This is a genomic window from Cupriavidus sp. SZY C1, assembly GCF_032190535.1.
Taxonomy (GTDB): Bacteria; Pseudomonadota; Gammaproteobacteria; order Burkholderiales; family Burkholderiaceae; genus Cupriavidus; species Cupriavidus pauculus_C.
The window spans coordinates 25,603-47,760 of the sequence record NZ_JAUANU010000014.1 but is presented as its reverse complement, the minus strand read 5'-3'; the positions used below and the strand labels follow the sequence as shown (position 1 = coordinate 47,760).

The window sequence follows — 22,158 nt, the reverse complement described above, 5'->3', positions numbered from 1 at the left end:
ATCCCAGACCCGCCTTACCCGGAGACAACGCATCATGCCCCACTGGCACCGCCGCGCGGCCCTGTCCGCCATCGCCTCGTTCGCCGCCTGCACGCTGCTGGCCACGCCCGCGCTGGCGCAGAAGGATTTCCCGAGCAAGCCCATCATGCTGGTGGTGACGTACCCGCCGGGCGGCCCCACCGATGCCATGGCCCGCACGCTGGCCGCCGCGCTCAAGAACAGCCTGGGCCAGCCCGTGGTGGTGGAAAACCGCGCCGGCGCGGGCGGCAATATCGGCGCCGAGGTGGTGGCGCGCGCCGAGCCGGACGGCTACACGCTGATGTTCGGCACGTCGGCGCCGCTGGCGATCAACGTGAGCCTGTATCGCAAGATCAACTACGATCCGGTCAAGAGCTTCGCGCCGGTGATCCAGATCGGCCACCTGCCCAACGTGCTGGTGGTCAACCCGGCCGTGCCGGCGAAGAACGTGCAGGAGCTGATTGCCTACGGGCGCGCGCATCCGGGCAAGCTGACCTATGCGTCGTCCGGCAACGGGGCGTCGTCGCACCTGGCCGGCGTGCTGTTCAACAACCTGGCCGGCACCGACTTCCAGCACGTGCCGTACAAGGGCACCGGCCCGGCGCTGAACGACCTGCTGGGCGGGCAGGTCAGCATGACGTTCACCGACGTGCTGACCGCGCTGCCGTTCATCAAGAGCGGCAAAGTGCGGGCGCTGGGCGTGACCACAAAGGGCCGCTCGCAGGCGCTGCCCGACGTGCCGACCGTGGCCGAGCAGGGTGTCCCGGGCTTCGATGTTTCGGTATTCTTCGGCGTGGTGGCACCGGCCGGCACGCCGGCCCCCGTCATTGGCAAGCTGAACCGCGCGTTCGCAGACGCGCTGCAGCAGCCCGACGTCCGCAAGACGCTGCTGGCGCAAGGGCTGGAACTGGCGCCGTCCACGTCGCCGGAACAGCTCGGGACGTTCGTGAAGGCCGAGGTCGGCAAGTGGCGTGCCGTGGTGCAGAAGTCCGGCGCGCAGCTGGACTGAGCCCCAACAGAAGAACACACAGGAAGAGACAATGACGCCAACCAAGACCGGCGCGCTGGCAGGCATCCGCGTGGTGGACCTGTCGCGCATCCTCGGCGGCCCGTTCTGCGGCCAGATCCTCGGCGACCACGGCGCCGACGTGCTCAAGATCGAACCGCCCCAGGGCGACGACACCCGCACCTGGGGCCCGCCGTTCCGCGACGGCGTGGCGTCCTACTACTTCGGCCTGAACCGCAACAAGCGCGTGATGAAGCTGGACCTGACGGCCGACGCCGACCGGCAGGTGCTGCTGGCGCTGCTGGCCGACGCCGACGTGCTGGTCGAGAACTTCAAGACCGGCACGATGGAGAAATGGGGGCTGGGCTTCGACGCGCTGTCGCAGCAGTTCCCGCGGCTGGTGCACTGCCGCGTGTCGGGCTTTGGCGCCGACGGCCCGCTGGGCGGCCTGCCCGGCTACGACGCGGCAATCCAGGCCATGGCCGGCATCATGAGCATCAACGGCGAGCCCGACGGCGACGCGCTGCGCGTAGGGCTGCCCGTGGTCGACATGGTCACGGGCCTGAACGCGGCGCTGGGCGTGCTGCTGGCGCTGCAGGAGCGCGAACGCAGCGGGCGCGGCCAGTTCGTCGAGGCGGCGCTCTACGATTCGGGCCTGTCGCTGCTGCATCCGCACGCGGCCAACTGGTTCATGAGCGGCAAGACGCCGGGCCGCACCGGCAACGCCCATCCGAACATCTACCCGTACGACACGGTGGCCACGGCCACCGACCCCATCTTCCTGGCCGTCGGCAACGACCGCCAGTTCCGCATCTTCTGCGCGCACATCGGCGTGGCCGAACTGGCCGACGACGAACGCTTTGCCACGGCCGGCGCGCGCTCGGTCAACCGCGCGCAGTTGAAAGGCACGCTGGAATCGAGGCTGGCCACTTGGGACGGCAAGGTGCTGGCCGACGAACTGTCCGCCGCCGGCGTGCCGTGCGCGCCGGTGCTGTCGGTGCCCGACGCCCTGACGCACCCGCACACCGCGCACCGCGAGATGGTCGTGGAGATGCCCGGCGGCTACAAGGGCCTGGGCGCCCCGGTCAAGCTGAGCCGCACCCCGGCCACGTACCGGTACGCGCCGCTGACGGAGGGCCACGCGTTCCTGCCACGGGAGGCGGCGAACGATTGAGGGGGGGCGAAGGCCAGGACGGCAGGGCTCGCCACTTGTTGCTCCCCTCTCCCGCATGCGGGAGAGGGGCTGGGGGTGAGGGCAAGGCAGTCCAAAGCGCGACGATGGCATCTTGAGCCGCCGGCCCTCACCCCCGACCCCTCTCCCACTTCGCGGGAGAGGGGAGCACGACCGACCACCGGACGCCACCTCTCCCCCGCCCCTACTCCGGCTGATCGCGTGCCGCCAGCAGGTCGGACAGGCTGCGCGGCGCCGGTGTCAGCGGCTGGCGGTGCTGCGTCCAGCCCATTTGCGCCGACGGCGTGAACATGCGCAGCCGCGTGGCGGCCCATCGGAACAGCCGGTAGGCCGCCGGATGCGCGAACGCGCCGCTCCAGAAGCGCCAGACCAGGTGTTCGCGGCGGCTGTAGCGCGCGCCCTGGCCCTTGAGCGGATGGGGCACCGCCTCGTCCGGGTTGCGGTTGGCCTCGGTGCGCAGGCGCACCAGCAGCTGCGGGATCGGGATGCGCACCGGGCAGACCTCGCCGCAGGCGCCGCACAGGCTCGACGCCGTGGGCAGGTCGGCCGTGGCGTCCAGGCCCAGCAGGTGGGGCGAGATGATCTTGCCGATCGGGCCCGGATAAGTCGTGCCATAGGCATGGCCGCCGATGCGCGTGTAGACCGGGCAGTGGTTCATGCAGGCGCCGCAGCGAATGCATTGCAGCGTCGCGCGCAACTGGGCGTCGGCGTAGGCCTGGCTGCGGCCGTTGTCCAGCAGCACCAGGTGCACCTCGCGCGGGCCGTCCTGCTCGCCCGCGCGGCGCGGGCCCGAGATCAGGTTGAAGTACGTGGTGATGGCCTGCCCGGTGGCCGAGCGCGTGAGCAGGCTCGACAGCGGCACGATATGCGACAGCCGGGCCACCACTTTTTCCATGCCCATGATGGCCACGTGCACGTCCGGCACGGTTGTCGACAGCCGGCCGTTGCCCTCGTTTTCCACCAGCCACAGCGTGCCGGTGTCGGCCGCCGCGAAGTTCACGCCGGACAGGCCGATGTCGGCATCCACAAACGCCTGGCGCAGCGCGCGGCGGCCGGTCTGGATCAGCGCGTCGACGTCCTCGGTGTAGGGCGTGTCGGGAATGTGCTGCGTGAACAGCGTGGCGATGTCGGCCTTGGTCTTGTGGATGGCCGGCATGACGATGTGCGACGGCTTTTCGTCGGCCAGCTGCACGATGTACTCGCCCATGTCGGATTCGATGCAGTCGATGCCGCGCGCGGCCAGGTAATGGTTCAGCTCCATTTCCTCGCTGGCCATCGACTTGCCCTTGATCACGCGCCGCGCGGCGTGCCGCTGCGCGATGCCGTGGATGATCGCGTTGGCCTCGTCGGCGGTCTCTGCCCAGTGCACCTGCACGCCGGCGCGCGTCAGGTTGGCTTCCAGTTCCGTCAGCAGGTCCGGCAGGTGGGCCAGCGCGTGCTGGCGCACGGCCTCGCCCAGGTCGCGCAGGCGCTCCAGCTCGTCGCCATCGGGAAACTGCACGGCGCGTTTCTGCTGCAGGAAATCCATCGCGCCGCGAAAGCTCTTGCGCAGCTTGGGGTCGTCCAGCGCCTCGCGGGCGCGGGCGCGAAAGTCCTGGCTGGGGACGAAATGCAGGGTTTGCTCGCTCATGGCGCGGCGTCTCCGTCGGTGACGATCACGACCCAGAGCTGGCGCGGGCCGTGCGCGCCGTAGGCCAGCGTCTGCTGGATGTCCGAGGTCTTGGACGGGCCGGACACCATGACCAGGTTGGTCGGCATGCCGTCGGCCCAGCGTTCGGCGCGCACCGCGCTGTGCAGGTCGGGGTGCAGCGCCGACGCGTACACCAGCGCGATGTGGATCGGCGGCACCAGCGACATCGTGCGCGGCGAGCTCGCGTCGGGCGCCAGCACCAGCGTGCCGGTGGCGGCCAGCCCCGAGCGGGCGACCGTGAAGCCGGCGTCGATGGTGTCGAACAGCTCGGCCTTCCAGGCTTCGAGCGGGCGGTCGAACGCAACGGTGGCGATGCCGGCGGGCAGCGCCCGGGCCAGCGCAGTGCCTTCGGGGCGGGCCGTGTCCAGCAGCAGCCGGCGCACGCCTGCGGCGGCCAGCCGGCTGGCGACCCAGGCCGGCCAGCCGGCCGCATCGGTACAGACGACCTCCGCGTGCGAGGCGGTCAGCGCGGCCTGCATCGACGCGACCATCGCGGCCACGGCCGGGCGCTCGCCACGGCGGCTGTCGAAATGCTGGTCGATGCGGCGGTCCAGCGCGGCGGTGTCGTGCGCCAGCGTGGTCCCGGCATCGGGCGCGGCGGCGCGCAGGCGGCCCAGCATCCGCTCGCGGGCGCTCATGGCGGTCATGCGGCACCTCCGGTGCGGCGCCACAGGAACGACGCCAGGTGTTCCACGGGCAGCGGCGCGCCGGCGTGGGCCGCCGCGTGGCCGATGTTGAGCAGGCAGCCGCAGTCGGCCGATACCAGGCGGTCGCAGCCGGTGGCGCAGGCCGAGGCGACCTTGTCGCGCACCATCGCGCCCGAGATGTCGGCGTGCTTCAGCGAGAACGTGCCGCCAAAGCCGCAGCATTCGGATTCGCGCTCGTGCTCCACGCGCGTGATGCCCGGCAAGGCATCGACCAGTGCCACGCCATGGCTGCGCGTGCCCATCTCGCGGCGCGCGGCGCACGACGTGTGCAGCACCACGCGCTCGGAGTGGCCCGCTGGCGCGGTATCGAAGCGGACGTGCAGCACGTTGAGCAGGAACTCGGCCAGTTCGTAGACGCGGCCGGCGATGTCGCTGGCCAGCATGGCGGCCTCGCTGCCGGTGGCGCCAGCGTCGGCAAACAGCTTCGGCCAGTGGTGCCGCATCATCCCGCCGCACGAGCCCGACGGCACGATGATCGGCCATGGCTCGCGGAACAGGTCCAGCTGGGCGCGGGCCACCTTGCGGGCCTGCTCGGGATTGCCGCTGCTGTAGGCCGGCTGGCCGCAGCAGCTCTGGCCGCGCGGAAAGTGGACGGTCAGCCCTTCGCGCTCCAGCAGGCGCACGGCATCCAGGCCGGCTTGCGGGACGAACAGGTCGACCAGGCAGGTGCCGAACAGATACACCTGCTTGGGAATGATGGTGGGGTACTGCCTGGGTTGCATGTCTGCCTCCGGTGGCGCGGCCACGGGCGACACGCGCCGCGGCATTTTTGGGCGCATAATTCCCGCTCTCGCGCCGGAGCGCAAATTGGTTGGACCAATCCGGCGGCACCGTGGAAGGAAAGGGAATCGATGGGGGGCAGCGCACGCAACCGCGTGGAAGACGTCATGCGCAGGATGGAGACCGCGCTGCTGGACGGCACGTGGCCCGTTGGCGCCCGGCTGCCCGCCGAGCGCGTGCTGGCCGAGCAGTACGCGGTGGCGCGCAACACGATCCGCGAGGCCATCCAGCGGCTGGCCGCGCGCGGCCTGCTGCAAAGCCGGCGGGGCGCGGGCGTCTACGTGACCGACCAGTTGCGCACCGGCATCGCCTCGCCCTGGGGCCAGCTCGTGGCCGACCACCCGGCGCTGCGCGACGACATCCTGGAGTTCCGTCGCGTGCTGGAAGGCGCCACCGCCTACTTCGCGGCGCTACGTGCCGACGCGGCCGACCTGAAGCGTATACGGGCGCTGTTGAAGGATCTGGAACGCGCGCGGCGCGCCGACGACAAGGCCGGCGAGGCCGATGCCGATGCCCGGCTGCACGACGCCATCGCGCAGGCATCGCACAACACGATGTTCCTGCACCTGCACACCAGCGTGATCGGCATGCTGCGCGAGCACATCACGGTCAACGGCACGGGGCTGCGGGAGTCCGACGGCGAGTCGCCGGACCTGCTGCTGCGCCAGCACCGCACGCTCTGCGAGGCCATCCTGGCCCGGCGGCCCGAGGAGGCCCGCACGGCCATGCAGACCCATATCGACTTCGTGCGCAGCAAGGTGGAAGGCGACGGCGCCTGAATTGGTCGTACCAGTTGCTGCGTACGACTTTCCAATGGAATCAGGCACTTGGGGCCGCGCCGTGGGGTGCCGCTACACCATCCCGGACGTGGTCAGCTCCCGCTTGACGTAGGCGTAGAAGATGGGACCGGCAATGACGCCGGGGATGCCGTACAGCGTCTCCATCACCAGCATCACGGTCAGCAACTCCCACGCGGCGGCCTGTATACGCGCGCCGATGATGCGCGCGTTCAGGAAGTATTCGAGCTTGTGGATGATCACCAGGTAGAGCAGCGACCCGATGGCGATGGGCAGCGACACCGACAGCGACGCGATCACGATGGCCGTGTTCGAGATCAGGTTGCCCAGCACCGGCAGCAGCCCGGCGATGAACGTGATGGCCACCAGCGTCTTTGACAGCGGCAGGTGCTGGTCGAACAGCGGCAGCACCAGCAGCAGGTAGACGGCGGTCAGCGCGGTGTTGATCGACGAGATCTGGATTTGGGCGAAGATGAACTGCGCGAACGACTGCTGCAGCGTGCGGGCGCGGTCGATCAGCGCGGCGGCCAGCGGGCGGCGGTTGGGCCGCGAGATGGCCCGGTACAGCGCCACCATCGCGCCGATAATCAGGCCCAGCAGGATATGGAGCAGCGTGCGCAGGATGTCGGTGCCCAGCCGCTGCGCCATCTGCGCGTGCTCGCGCATGGCGGCCAGCAGCGTGGTGACCAGTTCCTCGGTGCCGCTGGGCAGGTAGTCGCTGAGCCAGGTGGGTAGCTGCGCGCGGGACTGGTCGATGATGTCGGCCGCGTGGTCCAGCAACCGCTCCACCGTGGCGCTGTCGACGTTCAGGAAGTGGACCAGCGCCCAGATGCCGCCCGTGAGCGCCAGCAGGATGATGGCCGACAGGATGGCCACGGCCAGCGCGTCGCGCCGGGAATGGGTCAGGCGGGGCGCCAGCACGTCGACCAGCGAGTACAGCAGCAGCCCCGACAGCAGGGCGGCCACGAGGTTGGCGTGCATGACCAGCAGCAGCGCCCCGGCGGTCAGCACGTAGGACACGATGGTGACGGTCGGCCAGCGCCAGGGCGCGGGGGCGGCGGGGGCGATGGCAACGCCGTCGTCGGCGCGGTCTTCCGGGGTATCACACTGCGGCATGGGTGGCAAAGCACGGTGAAGGTGGAACGGGTAGGCGGATTGTCGATGTGCCGCGTAACAATGGCAAGTCGGCCGCGCGCCCGGCGCGGAACTTGCGTCGTTGGCGTCGCCTATAGTAGGCAGCAGGGCAGCCACCCCCAGGAGACCGCATGGCCTTCACCCATACCGTCGGCAGCCGCCGGCACGTGTTTGTCGACCTGCGCACGCTGCTGGCGCGGGCCAGCCCCGCGCGCTCGGGCGATGCACTGGCCGGCGTGGCCGCCGCCAGCGAGGAGGAACGCATGGCGGCGCGCATGGCGCTGGCCGAGATGCCGCTGGCCCGGTGCCTGACCGAGGCGCTGGTGCCGTACGAGGACGACGAGGTCACGCGGCTGATCGTAGACAGCCATGACGCCGCCGCGTTTGCGGAGATCGCCAGCCTGACCGTGGGCGACTTCCGCAACTGGCTGCTGCGCGAAGAGACCGATTCGGCCACGCTGGCGCGCGTGGCGCCCGGCATCACGCCCGAGATGGCGGCCGCCGCAAGCAAGCTGATGCGCAACCAGGACCTCGTGGCCGTGGCGCGCAAGTGCCGCGTGGTCACGGCGTTTCGCGGCACCATCGGGCTGCCGGGCCGGCTGGCCGTGCGGCTGCAGCCGAACCACCCGACCGACGACCCGCGCGGCATCGCGGCGTCCATCGTCGACGGCCTGCTCTACGGCTGCGGCGATGCCACCATCGGCGTCAACCCGGCCGGCGACAACCTGGGCGCCATCGTCACGCTGCTGAAGCTGATCGACGACATCCGCGCCCGCTACGACGTGCCGACCCAATCCTGCGTGCTGACCCACGTGACCAACACGCTGCGCGCGATGGAGCAGGGGGCGCCAGTGGACCTGGTGTTCCAGTCCGTGGCCGGCAGCCAGGCCGCCAACGCCGCGTTCGGCATCTCGCTGGCGGTGCTGGACGAGGCGCGGCAGGCGGCGCTGGCGCTAGGGCGCGGCACGGTGGGCCAGAACGTCATGTACTTCGAGACCGGCCAGGGCAGCGCGCTGTCGGCCAACGCGCACCACGGCGTGGACCAGCAGACGATGGAGGCCCGCGCCTATGCCGTGGCGCGCCACTTCGAGCCGCTGCTGGTGAACACGGTGGTCGGCTTCATCGGCCCCGAGTACCTGTACGACGGCAAGCAGATCATCCGCGCCGGGCTGGAGGACCATTTCTGCGGCAAGCTGCTGGGCGTGCCGATGGGCTGCGACGTCTGCTACACGAACCACGCCGAGGCCGACCAGGACGACATGGACACGCTGCTGACGCTGTTCGGCGTGGCCGGCATCAACTTCATCATGGGTGTGCCCGGCGCCGACGACATCATGCTGAACTACCAGAGCACGTCGTTCCACGACGCGCTGTACCTGCGCCAGGTGCTGGGGCTGCGGCCCGCGCCCGAGTTCGAGCGCTGGCTGCAGGCGATGGGCATCCTCGACGGCGCCGGCAAACTGCTGGACCCCGCCGCGCGCCAGCCGCTGCTGGCGATGGCCGCATCGCTCTGACACGCTGACACGCCCCCGGAGACCGCCGATGCCGAAAACACCGCCGACCGTGCCGGACGTCCCGAACGTCCCAGCCGTCCCGCCGGAGTCGTCCGACCCCTGGCGCCGCCTGCGGCAATTCACGCGCGCCCGCGTGGCCATCGGCCGCACGGGCCACGCGCAGACCACCGACACAATCCTGGCATTCGGCCTGGCCCACGCGCAGGCCCGCGACGCAGTGCACCTGCCGCTGGACGCGCCGGCCATCGACACCATGCTGCGGCAGGCCGGCCACCCGGTCGTGCGGGTCCACAGTGCCGCCCCCGACCGCGAGACGTACCTGCGCCGGCCCGACCTGGGCCGCCGGCTCGATGCCGACAGCCAGGGCCGGCTGGCGCCTGACGGCCAGCCGTGGGACGTGGTGTTCGTGATCGCCGATGGCCTGTCCGCGCTTGCCGCCCAGCGCCATGCGGTGCCGCTGCTGGAGGCGGTGCTGGCGCGGCTGTCGCAGTGGCGCGTGGGGCCGGTGGTCATCGCCGAACAGGCGCGCGTGGCGCTGGGCGACGACATCGGCGAACGGCTGCGCGCGCGCCAGGTGGTGATGCTGATCGGCGAGCGCCCGGGCCTGAGTTCGCCCGACAGCCTGGGCATCTACCTGACGTACGACCCCCGCATCGGCCGCACCGACGCACAGCGCAACTGCATCTCGAACGTGCGGCCGGAAGGGCTGCCGTACGCGCACGCGGCGGATCGACTGGTTTTCCTGCTCAGGGGAGCGGTGGCGCTGGGGCGGTCGGGGGTGGACCTGAAGGACGACAGCGCCGCCGGGACGGCGACGCTGCCAGGGACGTGACGGCTGCTGCCGCTACGACATCATGAGCCGCGAGAAGCGGCCGCGCTGGGCGTCTTCCATCAGCTTCATGAACTGGTCGCGGTCCATGTGCACCAGCTCCAGGTGGTCGCCCGCCTCGAACCAGACTTCGGGCTCGTCGAACAGGCTGTCGTCGACGTAGGTCTGCATGCCGTACGACATGGCGCAGGGCGGAATCGCGCCCAGGTCGCAGTCCTTGAACACCTCGCGGATCTCGTCCTCGTGCGCCAGCACGAGCTTGCGGCCAGTCATCTCGCACAGCGCCGAAAGCTGCAGGTGATGGTTCGACGGGATCACCGCGGCCACGTAGCCGCCTTCGTCCTCCAGCAGCAGCGTCTTGGCCAGCCGATGGCCCGGCACGTGCGCGGCGTGCGCCGTGGCCATGCTGCTGAGGCTGTATGGATGGCGGATGATGTCGAACCGGCTGTTCATGCGGCTGAGCCGGCCAGCCAGTGTGCCTGCCATTGCCATGATCGTCTTCCTCCCCGCGCCGCGGGGCGCGGACTAGTCCTCGGTGCTCTCACTATAGGCACTGTCGCCGCCCATGCGGGGCCAGATTGCCTGCAGCTCGGTCTTGAGGAACGTCAGCAGGTAGCGCGTGGCCATGGTCTGGTAGCGGTTCGGCATCGTCAGCATGTACAGCCGGCTGCCGAACACGCTGATGCGGTAGTCCGCCAGCAGCGGCTCCAGCGCGCCGGCCTGCAGGTCCTTGTGCACCGCGTAGAGCGGAAAGATGCCGATGCCCAGGCCGCTGACCACCGCATCCTTCAGGAAGGCGAAGTTCTCGGAACTCAGCGTCGGCTCCAGCACCACCTGTTCCCGCTCGCCGGTGTCGTGCCGGATACCCGCCGCCTTGAGCTTCTGGCCAATCGGCGACGCGCACACGATGGCATGCCCGGCCAGCTCGGCCAGCGCCACCGGCCGGCCGCGCGTGGCCAGGTAGGCCGGCGCCGCGCAGACCACCCAGTCGACGGTGCCGATCTCGGTCGCCACCACCGAATCGGGCGGCGTCGAGATGATGCGCAGCGCCACCTCCACGTCCTCTGAGACAAGGTTGTGGATGCGGTTGTCGAACACGACGTCGAGCGTGATGTCGGGGTAGCGCTGCTTGAACTGCACCAGCAGCGGCGACAGCATGGCATGGCCCAGCCCGGTCGGTACCGACAGCCGCACATGCCCCTGCAGGCTCTTGCCCATGCTGCTGATCAGCGCATTCGCGGCGGCCACTTCGCCCAGGATGTTGCGCCCGTGCTCGTACAGCCCGGCACCCACCGGCGTCGGCTCCACGTGACGCGTGGTCCGCCGCAGCAACTGCACGCCAAGCTCCTCCTCCAGCGCCTTGAGGTGGTAGCTGACATTGGCGCGCGTCATCTTGAGCTTGCGCGCGGCGGCGCTGAGATTGCCGGCGTCGACGATATCGACGAACAGGCGCAGGGCGTTGAGATCCATGGCAGGGCTGGCGCGGAAACGAAAAAAGGGGCCCGAAGGCCCCTCAGTTTGCCATGGTGGCGGGGTCAGAAGCGGCTATTCGTGGCCGCCAAGGCTGTCGTCGCGCGCGCGAGCGGCCTCCTGATAGCGGGCCAGTGCGGCGAGGTCGCCCTGCTGGTACGCGATGTTGTCGTCCGGGCGGCTGCGGCCATCCAGGCCCGGCAGGTCGACCAGCCGGGACACCCAGTTCTGTTGCGGAATCAGCGGGCAGATCAGCGGCTGGAGATACGCATCGAGAATGCCTTGGTCCGGTGTGCGCAGCTCCGCCGTCAGCGCTTCCAGATAACCGTTCTTGCGCGACTGGCGCCAGTCAACGGAAAACCCTGCGCGTCCGCACAAGGCGGTGTGGACCAGCAGCATCGTGCGGCCGTTGCCATCCAGGAACGGGTGGCCCCACGCGAAAGCGCCCATCACGACACCGGGCTTGCGTCGCATGACCGCGGCGTCTGCGCCCATGCGCAGACCCCAGCAGACTGCCTGGCGGCTGAGTTCCGAGACTTCGAACTGGACGTCGCCCTTGGCGACGAGTCGCCCGACCCCCAGCATCTGGCGGTCCTGTCCCGCCCACGGGTAGAAATCGCGAAAAAGAATTGCGTGGACAGCGAGGAAGTGTTCGTACTGGATCGCGTCGGGGATGGTGGCAAGATAATCCAGCGCTTCTTCCAGGTTGGCCTCGAAGAAGGCGTGTTCCTGGATCTTGACTTCATCCAGGTCCTTGAGCTGTTCGAAGTTCCGGAGATAGCCCGCGCTAGCGAAATCACCGAACGGATCAAACACGCTTGCGTTCCCGCATGTGGTTGGTCATCAGGCGGGCCATCTGCCGGCCGTTGATGAGATGCCGCTTCTTCAGCGCGACCAGCAGCTTCTCGGTGGCATCGAGCGAGACATCGTCGCCGGACGCCCGGGTCACGGCCTCGGTCCAGTCGTCCAGGGCGGTGCGCTGGAATCGCACGTCGTGGGCCAGGGCAAAGTCGCGGACGAATTCGCTGACCTGGGTCGTGGGCAGGGCGTCCAGTTCGGCAGGCAATGACGTGGGGGGGTGGGAGCGTCCCATGGTGCCTCGCGGCAGAGTGACATGGGCCCAAATTAGCGGGTTTGCCGGGGCCGGTCAACCTCCCAAAAGCAACACGGCCTGTCCGCAGACAGGCCGTGGCGGATGGTGCGGGCGCGGCCGGTCGCCCGGTCCCGCCCGCCCGTCTCAATGCTCGTGATGCAGGTACTTCGCCTGGCGCGGCAGCCGCAGGCTGACCAGGAAGGCGATGACCATCATGGCGGTGACGTACCAGTAGAACGCGTTCTCGTGGCCGATGGACTTCAGGCCCAGGGCCACGTACTCGGCCGAGCCGCCGAACAGGGCGTTGGCCACCGCGTAGGCCAGGCCCACGCCCAGGGCGCGCACTTCGGGCGGGAACATCTCGGCCTTCACGATGCCGCTGATCGACGTGTAGAAGCTGACGATGGCCAGTGCCACGCAGATCAGCAGGCCGGCCAGCTCGGGGCTGGACACGGTCTTGAGCGCGGTCAGGATGGGCACCGTGGCGATGGCGCCCAGGGCGCCGAACAGCAGCATGTTGGTGCGGCGGCCGATGCGGTCGGACAGCGCCCCGAAGAACGGCTGCATGCACATGTAGAGGAACAGGCAGACGGTCATCACGTAGCTGGTGGTCTTGATCGGCAGGTGGGCCGTGTTGACCAGGAACTTCTGCATGTACGTGGTGAACGTGTAGAAGATCAGCGAGCCGCCGGCCGTGTAGCCCAGCACCGTGAAGAACGCGGCCTTGTGGTGGCGGAAGATCGCCGCCACGCTGCCGGCTTCCTTGTTGTTGCGCTGTTGTGCCGTGGTGGTTTCATGGAGCGTGCGGCGCAGCAGCAGCGCCACGACCGCCGTGATGGCGCCGACCACGAACGGGATGCGCCAGCCGTACGCCTTCAGCTCGGCCTCGGTCAGCAACTGTTCCAGGATGACCACGACCAGCACTGCCAGCAACTGGCCGCCGATCAGCGTCACGTACTGGAACGACGAGAAAAAGCCGCGCCGGCCCTTGAGCGCCACTTCGCTCATGTAGGTGGCCGTGGTGCCGTACTCGCCGCCCACGGACAGGCCCTGCAGCAGGCGGGCCAGCAGCAGCAGCGCGGGCGCCCAGTTGCCGATGGTGGCGTAGGTGGGCAGGCAGGCGATCAGCAGCGAGCCGCAGCACATCATGATCACGGAGATCAGCAGCGAGTTCTTGCGGCCGTTGCGGTCGGCGATGCGCCCGAACAGCCAGCCGCCGATCGGCCGCATCAGGAAGCCCGCCGCGAACACGCCGGCGGTGTTCAGCAACTGCGCGGTGGGGTCGCCTTTCGGGAAGAACGCCGGCGCGAAGTAGATGGCGCAGAACGCATAGATATAGAAGTCGAACCACTCGACGAGGTTGCCGGACGACGCGGCCACGATGGCAAAGACGCGCTTTCTGGTTTCTTCGGGGGACGGTGGCGTGCCGGTGATGGCCGGGGAGGCGATGTCTGTCATAGGACCTTGTGTTGTATCTGGGCGGCGGGGGCGCCGCGGGTCGGGTCGGGCGGGGCGCGGCGGGCGGGCCGGCGCGCCATCCGGGCGGGGCCTCGCGCACGGGCGCCCTTGAGGCTGGCTAGCGTAACCGGTAACCGTGACGCTCCCAAGGGGGCCGCGCCGCATCCTGTGCGGCCGATGTTGCAAATGCCTTGCCAGCGGCGGCTTTGCGCCGCATTGTCTGACGGGATGGAAAGAGTTATTACGAAATTCGCCCGATAAGCGTCAAAAATGCACGGGCCTGACTTCGGTCATCCGGCCAGCTTGCGCCGGCCGTGCGGCTGCGCAATGATGCTCGCCGATTCTGAACGCCGCGCCTTTCAATCTCCTTGTCGACACCATCGTGCGCTACTTCGTCCTGCTTGCCACCTTGCTCTGGGCCTCGGGCCCGGCCCGCGCCGAAGGCGACGCCAGCCTTGTCCAGTGCCAGCGGATCGGCCAGGCCCAGCTGCGCACGGCGTCCGAGCAGACGCTGCTGTTCCTGCGCTGCCGCGCGCGCCAGATTTCCTACGAGGCGCCGCGGCTGCACGGCGTGACCCAGAAGTTCAAGGACGACCTGGTGTTCGCCTGCCTGGACCAGGCCGACGAGGCCGAGCACCAGCTTCGGGTGCGCCACGGCTACACGCGCGAGACCCTGGCCCGCAAGAAATGTGACTAATTTGCAACACCGGGGCGCCATATCCAGCACTGTCAAAAATTATTGACGGTTCTGTCCAAGTCGCCGTGGATTGTCAAAACCGATGGTCGGCGTACCATTGGCGGCCATTGACGTTGCACCGACTCACCGGAGATAGCCATGGCCCTCGACGCCGAATCCTTTTCCCTGCTGCGCGCTTCGGTGCAGCGGTTCATCGATGAACGCCTGAAGCCGGCCGAGGACACGCTGGAAGAAATCGACGACGTGCCGGCCGATATCGTGGCCGACATGAAGGAGATGGGCCTGTTCGGTATCTCGATCCCGGAAAACTACGGTGGCATCGGGCTGTCGATGTCGCAGGAATGCGATGTGGTGTACGACCTCGGCCACACCGCCTTTGCATTCCGCTCGGTGTTCGGCACCAATGTCGGCATCGGCTCGCAGGGCATCCTGATGGACGGCACCGAGGAGCAGAAGCAGACCTACCTGCCGAAGATCGCCAGTGGCGAACTGGTGATTTCGTTCGCGCTGACCGAGCCGAACGCGGGGTCCGACGCCGCGTCGCTGCAGACCCGCGCCGAGCTTGACGGCGACCACTACGTCATCAACGGCACCAAGCGATTCATCACCAACGCGCCGCGTGCCGGCGCATTCACGCTGATGGCCCGCACGGGCGGCCCGGGCGCGTCGGGCATCTCGTCGTTCATCGTCCCGGCCGACACCCCGGGCATCTCGCTGGGCAAGCCGGACAAGAAGATGGGCCAGCGCGGCACCAAGACGTGCGACGTGGTGCTCGAAAACGTCCGCGTACCGGCCGCGAACATCATCGGCGGCGTGCCGGGCGTGGGCTTCAAGACCGCCATGAAGGTGCTGGACCGGGGCCGCCTGCATATCTCGGCGCTGGCTTGCGGCATGGCGCACCGCCTGATTACCGACGCCGTGGCCTACGCCAAGGAGCGCAAGCAGTTCGGCAAGCCCATCGGTGATTTCCAGTTGATCCAGGGCATGCTGGCCGACAGCCAGGCGGAACTGTACGCGGGCCTGTCGATGGTGCGCGACTGCGCGCAGCGCTACGACGCCAAGCCGGCCGGCAAGAGCGACCCCGAGGTCAGCATGCTGGCATCGTGCACCAAGATGTTCTGTACCGAGATGGTGGGCCGCGTGGCCGACCGCGCGGTGCAGATCCATGGCGGCGCCGGCTACATTGCCGAATACAAGGCCGAGCGGTTCTACCGCGACGTGCGCCTGCTGCGCCTGTACGAGGGCACCACCCAGATCCAGCAGTTGATCATCGCCAAGCAACTGCTGCGCGACTGAGCGCGCGACGCGCAGGGCGAGCCGGACTGACCGGCCTGACGAGGGGATAGGAGACAGGATGAGCAAGATCCAGGTAGCGGCCCCGCAGGGGTCGGGCAGGTCGGCGGTGGCGGGCAAGCCCGTCGCCGAGCTGGCCGCCAATGACGCGGTCCATCGGCTCCGCGCCGTGGTGGCCACGTACCGCACGGGCCTGCAGGCCTACACGCTCGTGGTATCGGCCCGGGAGCTGATGGCGCTCTCGAACGGCCCCGAACCCACGCATTCGGCGCGCGACTACCGCGCGCAGGCCCATCTGGATCGGCTGCACCGCGCGGTCCGCGACTGCGGACTGGCATTGCCCAACGCCATCGTGGTGGCCGTGGCCGGCGGCGTCATGCGCTGCGAATGCGATCACCTGTACTCGCTCGACCTCGACCGCAAGGCCGGCGACGGCCTGATCGTCCTCGACGGCTACGACCGCCTGACCGAACTGGCGCAGAGCGGGCGCGGCCATATCAAGACGCTGGTTACCGCCGTGCTGTGCTCCAGCAACATCCCCGACGCCGAACAGCCAGCCGTCCGGACCGAAGCCGACTGCGCCGTCATGCACGCCATGGCCGCGGCGCGCTGGGCCGGCGCCACGCGCGTCTGGCGCTGAGCCGGATGGCGGCGGGGTGGGGCCGGTAGCCAATCCGCTCCCTCGCGTGCCATGGCGCCCACCCTGGCCATCCTGGCCGACCTTTATGCCCAGATGGTGTCGACCTCGCGCAGCAGATGACCGGCGAGGATGTAGTCGCCCAGCCGCGTCGCCTTGGCCTCCAGGTCCAGCAGCTCGCGGTCGGCCAGCGAGCCCAGGTCGAACTGGCAATACAGGTTCCGCTGCCGGAACGTCGTCTTGGGTTTGCCCAGCCCCTCCAGCAATGCTTCGCGGGACCGCACGGCAACACTCTCCTGTCCGCGATATTGCACTTTGATGCCCCGCTTCTCGCCGAGCCGGCCGAGCTCGATGGCGTCCTGCCATCCGGTCTCGTAGTCCAGCTCAAGCGCCAGCGCCTGCTCCGAGGTCAGAAGCCTGAGCGCCTCCGCCTTGCTGCCAGCTCGCACGATTGACATCCACACCTCAAGTCTCAACAAAACACTGTATGAATATACAGTGATCGACCCATTGCCTCAAGGCTTGCCTGCGTCGGCCGGAGCCACCGCCGCCTGGCCGCCGCCATCGGCCCCCGTCGCGGCCGGTACGCCCCCCGAGCCGCCGAAATCGCCCGCGAACGCCTGCGTCAGCGTGGCCGGGCCCAGATAGCGCCGGATGGCGGCATTGACGGCGTCGGGCGTCGCCGTGCGAATGGCTTCCTCGATGGCGGCCGTATGGGCCATGGTCCGGCCCAGGTACGCTTGGTTGGCCAGGGCGCCTGCCAGCGCGCCGTCGCGGGTGCGGCTCACCATGCCGGCCTGCAACAGGCCGCTGGCCGCCTCCGACAGTTCGCTGGCCGTGATGCCATCGCGGACAAACCGCGCCAGTTCCTCGTTGACGGCCTTGCGCAGCCGGGGCAGGTTCTGCGGCGCGTAGGCGGCCCACAGCCCGAAGCGGCCGGCGCGGTCCAGCGCGCCGATGGTCAGCGAGCTGGACGAGCCGTAGCTGATGCCGTCAACCTGCCGCAGCCGGTCGGCCAGCCGGCTGCGCATGCCCGTGCCGCCAAACACGCGGCTCGCGATCAGCATCAGCGGGTAGTCGGGCGAATCGCTGACCAGATCGATGGGCTGCGCCGCCACGTAGACGGCGTTGGCCTTGCCCGGCGTATCGAGCGTGAATTCGGTGGCCGGAATGGCCACGAACGGTCGGTCCACGCGCTCGAACGGCACGGCCGCACGCCAGTCGCCGAACAGGTAGGCGGACTGCCGGACCGCGTCCGCGGCATCGAAATCGCCGACGATGGCCAGTTGCGCGTGCTCGGTGCCGTAGAAGCGGGCATGGAAGTCGCGCAGGCTGTCCACCGACACGCTCTTGAGCGCGGCCACGCTTTCGTCGAAGGTGGGCGTGTAGCGCGGATCGCCGGGCGGATATGGATTGCCGTGACGCCCCAGCGCGTTCGGGGCGAGCGCGCCCGGCTGCTTGCGCTGGCTCTCGATGCCCGCAATGCTGGTGGCGCGCAGCGTTTCCAGCTCGTTCGCCGGGAAGGTCGGCATCCGCAGCACGGTACGCAGCAGGGCCAGCAGGTCGGGCAGGTGCTCGCGGCGGGTTTCGAAGCGAACCGTCAGCCGTTCGTCGCTGCCGGAAATCGACACGTTGGCCTTCAGCGCCTCGAACCGGTCGGCGATCTGCTGCCGCCCGAACGCGCCGGCGCCCCGGTCCAGCATGGCCGCCGTCAGCGATCCGACCGAACTCTTGCCCTGCAGCGCCTGGACGTTGCCGAAGCGCAGGATCAGCGTGCCGTTGACCGCGCCGCCGCGTGTGGGCTTGGGCAGCAGCGCCAGTTGCATGCCGTTGGGCAGCGTCTGGCGCACGGTGTGGGCGTCGATGTTGGCGGGGCTCGGGTCGAACGGCGCCACGGCCTGGGCGGGCGGCTTGCCCGTGTAGTGCTGCGTCAGCGCGGCCACGTCCGGGCTGGCGGGAATGCTGGCGAGCTGGGGCTTGTCGCCCGGCACGAACTCGCCCACGGTGCGGTTGGCCGGGCGCAGGTAGTTCTCGGCCACGCGCTGCACGTCGGCCAGCGTGGTGGTTTCCACCCGGTCGCGGTTGATGAAGAACAGCCGCCAGTCGCCCTTGGCGATGGCCCCGGACAGCGCCACGCCATAGGCGGCCGGATCGTTGAGCGTCTTCTCGTAGGCGTTGCGCAGCCGCACGCGGGCGCGTTCCAGTTCCGGCTCGGTGATCGGCTGCGCCGCCACGCCTTCCACGGTGGCCAGCAGCGCGTCGCGCACCGGGCCGAGCGGGCGGTCCTTGCTGGTGCCCGCCGCAAACTGGATCACGCCGGGGTCCTTCATCGACGTGAAGAACGACCCCTGCCACGCCGCCTTGCGCGTGTCGACCAGCGCGTGTTCGAGCCGCCCGCCCGGCGTGTCGGCCAGGATGACGGCCAGCAGGTCCAGGGCCGTCGTGTCCGGGTGGGCGCCCGGCGCCACGTGATACATCGCGGCGACGATGCTGCTGTCGCCCGGGCGCGTCAGCAGCAGCTCGCGGGCACCCTCCTGCGGCGGTTCCACGGTGTACTCGGCCGGCAGCACACGCGTCGGACGCGGGATCGGCCCGAACGCCTGCTCGATGCGCGCCAGCGTGCGGGCCGGATCGAACTGGCCGGTCACCACCAGCACGGCGTTGTCCGGCTGGTAGTAGCGGCGGTAGAACGCCTGCAGGTTGTCGATGCCCACGCGCTCCACGTCGCTGCGCGCGCCGATGATCGCCTTGCCGTAGTTGTGCCAGCGGTAGGCCGCCGCGTACATCTGCTGCTGCAGCATGCGCATGGGATTGTTCTCGCCAATCTCCATCTCGTTGCGCACCACGGTCATCTCGCTGTCCAGGTCCTTGCGCGCGACGAAGCTGTTGACCATGCGGTCGGCTTCCATGCGCAGGGCCCAGTCCAGGTTGTCCTCGCTGGCCGCGAAGGTCTGGAAGAAGTTGGTGCGATCCTGGTTCGTGGTGCCGTTGTACTGCATGCCCCGGCGCGCCAGTTCCGTCGGAATCGTCTTGCCCGGCAGCGATGGCGTGCCCTTGAACAGCAGGTGTTCGAGCAGGTGCGCCATGCCGGTTTCGCCATAGTTTTCATGGCGGCTGCCGACCAGGTAGGTCATGTTGACCGTGGTGGTCGGCTGCGCGTCGTCGGGTGCAAGCAGCACGCGCAGGCCGTTGGGCAGCCGGTACTCGGTGATGCCCTCGACCGTGGTGACGCGCACCGCACGCGCCACCGGCGCGGACGGCGGCGCGGCGGTCGGGCCGGTGCGCGCCGCCTGCGCGGCGGGCGCCACCAGGCCGAAAGCGGTGGCAAGGGCGGCGGCCAGGCTGGCCATGCCGGCGGCGGAACGACGACGCTTCATGCGGACTCCGGGTTGAGGCGGCACGCGCGGCACGATGGGCTATCGGGCGGCGCGGGTGAGCAGATTCTAGCCGCACGCGGGCGCCATGCAACGCTGGCCAGCGCACTTTCAGAATCGGGGCCGAAGTGCGTCAACATTCATACAATTGGCGCGCAGGCGCATGTCCGATTCCAGCGTATTCGATCGGCGGCAAAGGCGTAGGATGCAGGCCATGGAACTCGATCCCGACACCTGCTACAAGGCCGTGGTCTCGCACGACCGCCGTTTCGACGGACGCTTCTTCGTGGGCGTGTCGTCCACCGGCGTGTATTGCCGGCCGGTCTGCGCGGTGCGCACGCCCAAGCGCGAGAACTGCACGTTCTACGAATCGGCGGCCGCCGCCGAGAAGCACGGCTTCCGGCCCTGCCTGCGCTGCCGGCCCGAACTGGCGCCCGGCCATGGGCTGGCCGATATCTCGGGCCGGCTCGCGCAGGCGGCGGCCACGCTGATCGACGAAGGATTCATGACCGGCGCCGGTGTGGCGCAGTTGGCTGCGCGCATCGGCGTGACCGAGCGCCACCTGCGGCGGCTGTTCGATACCGCGTTCGGCGTGTCCGTCCACGAATACGCGCAAACCCAGAAGCTGCTGCTGGCCAAGCGCCTGCTGACGGACACGGGCCTGCCCGTGACGCAGGTGGCGCTGGCGGCCGGCTTTGGCAGCGTGCGGCGCTTTCATGACGTCCTCAAAGAACGATACGGGCTGACGCCGCTGGCGATGCGGCGCCGCGCGGCGGATGGCATGGCCGACCGGCTGGTGTTCGAGCTGGGCTACCGGCCGCCGCTGGCGTGGGCCGAAATGCTGGGATTCCTGGCCGTGCGGGCGGTCGATGGCGTGGACGTGGTGCACGGCGGCGCGCATGTCCGAACCATCGCGGTCGAGGCCGGCGGCCATCGCCATCTGGGATGGGTGCGGCTGGAACACGTGCCGCGGCGGTCGGTGGTGCGCGTGACGTTGGCCGCCACGCTGGCGCATGTCATTCCGCAGGCACTGGGCAAGGTGCGGCGGCTGTGCGACCTCGGTTGCCGGCCCGATATCGTCGACGCCCACCTGGGCGAGCTGGCCGCGCAGACGCCCGGCATGCGGCTGCCGGGCACGTTCGACGGGCTGGAGATCGCGGTGCGGGCCATCGTCGGCCAGGTGATCTCGGTGGTGCAGGCCCGGCGCATCCTGGCCCGGCTGGTCCGCATCGCCGGTACGCCGCTGCCCGATGCCGCACTGGCCGGGCTGGCGCAGCAGGCCGGGCACGCGCCACTGAGCCACGTCTTCCCGGACGCCCACGCGCTGGCGGCGCTGCCCGATGCCGATTACCAGGCGGCCGGCGTGCCGCTGGGCAAGGTGCGCAGCATTCGTGCGCTGGCGCGGCAGGTGGCCGCCGGCGAGATCCGGCTGGACCCGCACGCGGCGCCCGACGATACCGTGGCGCAGCTACGCGCCATCGACGGCATCGGCGACTGGACGGCCCAGTACGTGGCCATGCGCGCGCTGGGCTGGCCCGATGCGTTCCCCGCCACCGACTACGCGCTGCGCAAGGTGCTGGGCGTGAGCACGGTGCGCGCGATGCACGCGGCGACGTCGCAGTGGGCGCCCTGGCGGGCCTATGCGGCGATCCACCTCTGGCATCGCTACGAGGCCGCCAAGGCGGCGCCGGGCGAGCCGGAAAGCCACTCCGAAAGTCATTCCGAAAACGAGGAAGAGACAGCATGAACAGCTATCAGATCATCGACAGCCCGCTGGGCGACATCCTGCTGCGGGCCCAGGACGGCCAGTTGACCGGCGTGTTCTTTGCCGGGCAGAAATACTATCCGGCGCAGGCGCGCGTGGCCGCCGTGGACAGCCGCGCCGATGCGCGCACGCTGGCGCTGGCCGCCGACGAACTGCGGGCCTACTTCGACGGCAGCCTGCAGGCGTTCACGGTGCCGCTGCGCTTTGCCGGCAGCCCGTTCCAGCAGCGGATCTGGCAGGCGTTGCGCGAAGTGGGATTTGGCGAAACGTCGACGTACGGGCAACTGGCGGCCGGCATTGGGCTGCCACCGAGCCATTCGCGGGCGGTGGGCGGCGCGGTGGGGCGCAATCCGCTGTCGGTCATCGTGCCGTGCCACCGCATCCTGGGCGCCTCGGGGGCCCTGACCGGCTACGCGGGCGGCGTCGATCGCAAGCGGGCGCTGCTGGATCTGGAAGGCGTGCTGCCGCTGGTGGCCGCCCGGGCCGCGGCCGTCCGGCTGCCTGGTTTGTATTAGAGGTGCCGGGCCCGGCCGCTTTCGGCCCGCCCTGCTTCCGCAGAAACGGGTACGCCGGCCCCCGCCGGCTGGCCGGTCCGATGAAACAACTCCCGGCGCCCGATACTGGTGCGCCGCAGCGAAATCGCCCGCAAACCCGCGCCCAGCCTGGCCGCCGCACTGCGCCGAAAGCGTAGCGGAAGCTACCCC

General features: G+C 69.5%; 21 protein-coding genes. 10 read left to right on the top strand and 11 right to left on the bottom strand.

Going from position 1 to position 22,158, the window contains the following annotated elements; all coding sequences use genetic code 11:
- Positions 1-34 precede the first annotated feature (34 nt).
- A complete protein-coding gene (locus QTN24_RS20070; protein WP_124685856.1) occupies positions 35-1,027 on the top strand; it encodes a Bug family tripartite tricarboxylate transporter substrate binding protein in 993 nt (330 codons plus the stop codon).
- 31 nt (positions 1,028-1,058) lie between these two features.
- Complete coding sequence (locus QTN24_RS20065; RefSeq protein WP_313839285.1) at positions 1,059-2,198, top strand: CoA transferase; 1,140 nt, start codon at positions 1,059-1,061, stop codon at positions 2,196-2,198.
- Positions 2,199-2,400: 202 nt separating this feature from the next.
- On the opposite strand, the gene QTN24_RS20060 is transcribed toward QTN24_RS20065, so the two are convergent.
- From QTN24_RS20060 to QTN24_RS20050, 3 genes are read right to left on the bottom strand one after another with little or no spacing between them, the layout of a single operon-like run.
- Entirely contained in the window at positions 2,401-3,846 is a 1,446-nt protein-coding gene (locus tag QTN24_RS20060) for a LutB/LldF family L-lactate oxidation iron-sulfur protein (protein WP_313839283.1), read from the bottom strand.
- Entirely contained in the window at positions 3,843-4,553 is a 711-nt protein-coding gene (locus tag QTN24_RS20055) for a lactate utilization protein C (RefSeq protein ID WP_313839281.1), read from the bottom strand. Before QTN24_RS20055 ends, QTN24_RS20060 begins: the two co-directional genes overlap by 4 nt.
- Positions 4,550-5,335, bottom strand: coding sequence for a (Fe-S)-binding protein (locus QTN24_RS20050; protein WP_313839279.1), 786 nt, complete (start codon positions 5,333-5,335; stop codon positions 4,550-4,552). Before QTN24_RS20050 ends, QTN24_RS20055 begins: the two co-directional genes overlap by 4 nt.
- 129 nt (positions 5,336-5,464) lie before the next feature.
- Here QTN24_RS20050 and QTN24_RS20045 point away from each other — a divergent pair, with 129 nt between their 5' ends.
- Complete coding sequence (locus QTN24_RS20045; protein ID WP_124685861.1) at positions 5,465-6,172, top strand: FadR/GntR family transcriptional regulator; 708 nt, start codon at positions 5,465-5,467, stop codon at positions 6,170-6,172.
- A 72-nt stretch (positions 6,173-6,244) separates the two neighbouring features.
- On the opposite strand, the gene QTN24_RS20040 is transcribed toward QTN24_RS20045, so the two are convergent.
- Positions 6,245-7,306, bottom strand: coding sequence for a hypothetical protein (locus QTN24_RS20040; protein ID WP_313839276.1), 1,062 nt, complete (start codon positions 7,304-7,306; stop codon positions 6,245-6,247).
- A gap of 149 nt (positions 7,307-7,455) precedes the next feature.
- Here QTN24_RS20040 and QTN24_RS20035 point away from each other — a divergent pair, with 149 nt between their 5' ends.
- Together QTN24_RS20035 and eutC are read left to right on the top strand one after the other, a co-directional pair.
- A complete protein-coding gene (locus tag QTN24_RS20035; RefSeq protein ID WP_313839274.1) occupies positions 7,456-8,838 on the top strand; it encodes an ethanolamine ammonia-lyase subunit EutB in 1,383 nt (460 codons plus the stop codon).
- 28 nt (positions 8,839-8,866) lie between these two features.
- Positions 8,867-9,670 (top strand): ethanolamine ammonia-lyase subunit EutC, encoded by an 804-nt coding sequence (gene eutC / locus QTN24_RS20030; protein ID WP_313839272.1) that lies wholly within the window; start codon positions 8,867-8,869, stop codon positions 9,668-9,670.
- A gap of 12 nt (positions 9,671-9,682) precedes the next feature.
- Here eutC and QTN24_RS20025 read toward each other — a convergent pair whose 3' ends face one another.
- The 5 genes from QTN24_RS20025 to QTN24_RS20005 all read right to left on the bottom strand — a co-directional run bounded on the left by QTN24_RS20025 (position 9,683) and on the right by QTN24_RS20005 (position 13,688).
- Entirely contained in the window at positions 9,683-10,159 is a 477-nt protein-coding gene (locus QTN24_RS20025; RefSeq protein ID WP_124685864.1) for an aminoacyl-tRNA deacylase, read from the bottom strand.
- A gap of 33 nt (positions 10,160-10,192) precedes the next feature.
- Positions 10,193-11,137 carry a LysR family transcriptional regulator gene (locus tag QTN24_RS20020; protein WP_313839269.1) on the bottom strand — a complete coding sequence of 315 codons (945 nt, stop codon included), beginning with the start codon at positions 11,135-11,137 and terminating at the stop codon, positions 10,193-10,195.
- A gap of 75 nt (positions 11,138-11,212) precedes the next feature.
- Positions 11,213-11,953 (bottom strand): Fic/DOC family protein, encoded by a 741-nt coding sequence (locus QTN24_RS20015; protein WP_313839267.1) that lies wholly within the window; start codon positions 11,951-11,953, stop codon positions 11,213-11,215.
- Complete coding sequence (locus QTN24_RS20010; protein WP_124685867.1) at positions 11,946-12,230, bottom strand: hypothetical protein; 285 nt, start codon at positions 12,228-12,230, stop codon at positions 11,946-11,948. The genes QTN24_RS20015 and QTN24_RS20010 overlap by 8 nt, the downstream gene beginning before the upstream one ends.
- A 144-nt stretch (positions 12,231-12,374) precedes the next feature.
- A complete protein-coding gene (locus QTN24_RS20005; RefSeq protein ID WP_124685868.1) occupies positions 12,375-13,688 on the bottom strand; it encodes an MFS family transporter in 1,314 nt (437 codons plus the stop codon).
- Positions 13,689-14,070: 382 nt separating this feature from the next.
- On the opposite strand from QTN24_RS20005, the gene QTN24_RS20000 reads away from it, so the two are divergent.
- From QTN24_RS20000 to QTN24_RS19990, 3 genes are all read left to right on the top strand, one after another.
- Entirely contained in the window at positions 14,071-14,385 is a 315-nt protein-coding gene (locus tag QTN24_RS20000; RefSeq protein ID WP_313839263.1) for a hypothetical protein, read from the top strand.
- A 138-nt stretch (positions 14,386-14,523) separates the two neighbouring features.
- Entirely contained in the window at positions 14,524-15,681 is a 1,158-nt protein-coding gene (locus QTN24_RS19995) for an acyl-CoA dehydrogenase family protein (RefSeq protein WP_313839261.1), read from the top strand.
- A 58-nt stretch (positions 15,682-15,739) separates the two neighbouring features.
- Positions 15,740-16,318 carry a hypothetical protein gene (locus QTN24_RS19990; RefSeq protein ID WP_313839260.1) on the top strand — a complete coding sequence of 193 codons (579 nt, stop codon included), beginning with the start codon at positions 15,740-15,742 and terminating at the stop codon, positions 16,316-16,318.
- An 83-nt stretch (positions 16,319-16,401) separates the two neighbouring features.
- Here the strand turns inward: QTN24_RS19990 and QTN24_RS19985 are convergent, their stop codons facing one another.
- Positions 16,402-16,773 carry a PHA-granule associated protein 4 gene (locus QTN24_RS19985; RefSeq protein ID WP_124685872.1) on the bottom strand — a complete coding sequence of 124 codons (372 nt, stop codon included), beginning with the start codon at positions 16,771-16,773 and terminating at the stop codon, positions 16,402-16,404.
- Positions 16,774-16,830: 57 nt separating this feature from the next.
- On the bottom strand, positions 16,831-19,692 hold the full coding sequence (locus QTN24_RS19980; protein WP_313839259.1) for a pitrilysin family protein: 2,862 nt from the start codon (positions 19,690-19,692) through the stop codon (positions 16,831-16,833).
- Between the two features lie 211 nt (positions 19,693-19,903).
- Here QTN24_RS19980 and QTN24_RS19975 point away from each other — a divergent pair, with 211 nt between their 5' ends.
- The gene (locus QTN24_RS19975) at positions 19,904-21,436 is read left to right on the top strand and encodes an AlkA N-terminal domain-containing protein (RefSeq protein WP_313839257.1); all 1,533 of its coding nucleotides are present in this window, start codon (positions 19,904-19,906) and stop codon (positions 21,434-21,436) included.
- The gene (locus QTN24_RS19970; RefSeq protein WP_313839255.1) at positions 21,433-21,969 is read left to right on the top strand and encodes a methylated-DNA--[protein]-cysteine S-methyltransferase; all 537 of its coding nucleotides are present in this window, start codon (positions 21,433-21,435) and stop codon (positions 21,967-21,969) included. Before QTN24_RS19975 ends, QTN24_RS19970 begins: the two co-directional genes overlap by 4 nt.
- Positions 21,970-22,158: the final 189 nt, after the last annotated feature.

What these genes read in the sequence shown, in the direction of transcription:
- QTN24_RS20050 (WP_313839279.1), bottom strand. Translation starts at nt 5,335, where the DNA reads ATGCAACCCAGGCAGTACCCCACCATCATTCCCAAGCAGGTGTATCTG.
- QTN24_RS19985 (WP_124685872.1), bottom strand. Translation starts at nt 16,773, where the DNA reads ATGTCAATCGTGCGAGCTGGCAGCAAGGCGGAGGCGCTCAGGCTTCTG.
- QTN24_RS20020 (WP_313839269.1), bottom strand. Translation starts at nt 11,137, where the DNA reads ATGGATCTCAACGCCCTGCGCCTGTTCGTCGATATCGTCGACGCCGGC.
- QTN24_RS19970 (WP_313839255.1), top strand. Translation starts at nt 21,433, where the DNA reads ATGAACAGCTATCAGATCATCGACAGCCCGCTGGGCGACATCCTGCTG.
- QTN24_RS20045 (WP_124685861.1), top strand. Translation starts at nt 5,465, where the DNA reads ATGGGGGGCAGCGCACGCAACCGCGTGGAAGACGTCATGCGCAGGATG.
- QTN24_RS20035 (WP_313839274.1), top strand. Translation starts at nt 7,456, where the DNA reads ATGGCCTTCACCCATACCGTCGGCAGCCGCCGGCACGTGTTTGTCGAC.
- eutC (WP_313839272.1), top strand. Translation starts at nt 8,867, where the DNA reads ATGCCGAAAACACCGCCGACCGTGCCGGACGTCCCGAACGTCCCAGCC.
- QTN24_RS20055 (WP_313839281.1), bottom strand. Translation starts at nt 4,553, where the DNA reads ATGACCGCCATGAGCGCCCGCGAGCGGATGCTGGGCCGCCTGCGCGCC.
- QTN24_RS20065 (WP_313839285.1), top strand. Translation starts at nt 1,059, where the DNA reads ATGACGCCAACCAAGACCGGCGCGCTGGCAGGCATCCGCGTGGTGGAC.
- QTN24_RS20060 (WP_313839283.1), bottom strand. Translation starts at nt 3,846, where the DNA reads ATGAGCGAGCAAACCCTGCATTTCGTCCCCAGCCAGGACTTTCGCGCC.
- QTN24_RS20070 (WP_124685856.1), top strand. Translation starts at nt 35, where the DNA reads ATGCCCCACTGGCACCGCCGCGCGGCCCTGTCCGCCATCGCCTCGTTC.
- QTN24_RS20040 (WP_313839276.1), bottom strand. Translation starts at nt 7,306, where the DNA reads ATGCCGCAGTGTGATACCCCGGAAGACCGCGCCGACGACGGCGTTGCC.
- QTN24_RS19990 (WP_313839260.1), top strand. Translation starts at nt 15,740, where the DNA reads ATGAGCAAGATCCAGGTAGCGGCCCCGCAGGGGTCGGGCAGGTCGGCG.
- QTN24_RS19995 (WP_313839261.1), top strand. Translation starts at nt 14,524, where the DNA reads ATGGCCCTCGACGCCGAATCCTTTTCCCTGCTGCGCGCTTCGGTGCAG.
- QTN24_RS20005 (WP_124685868.1), bottom strand. Translation starts at nt 13,688, where the DNA reads ATGACAGACATCGCCTCCCCGGCCATCACCGGCACGCCACCGTCCCCC.
- QTN24_RS20025 (WP_124685864.1), bottom strand. Translation starts at nt 10,159, where the DNA reads ATGGCAATGGCAGGCACACTGGCTGGCCGGCTCAGCCGCATGAACAGC.
- QTN24_RS19980 (WP_313839259.1), bottom strand. Translation starts at nt 19,692, where the DNA reads ATGAAGCGTCGTCGTTCCGCCGCCGGCATGGCCAGCCTGGCCGCCGCC.
- QTN24_RS20010 (WP_124685867.1), bottom strand. Translation starts at nt 12,230, where the DNA reads ATGGGACGCTCCCACCCCCCCACGTCATTGCCTGCCGAACTGGACGCC.
- QTN24_RS19975 (WP_313839257.1), top strand. Translation starts at nt 19,904, where the DNA reads ATGGAACTCGATCCCGACACCTGCTACAAGGCCGTGGTCTCGCACGAC.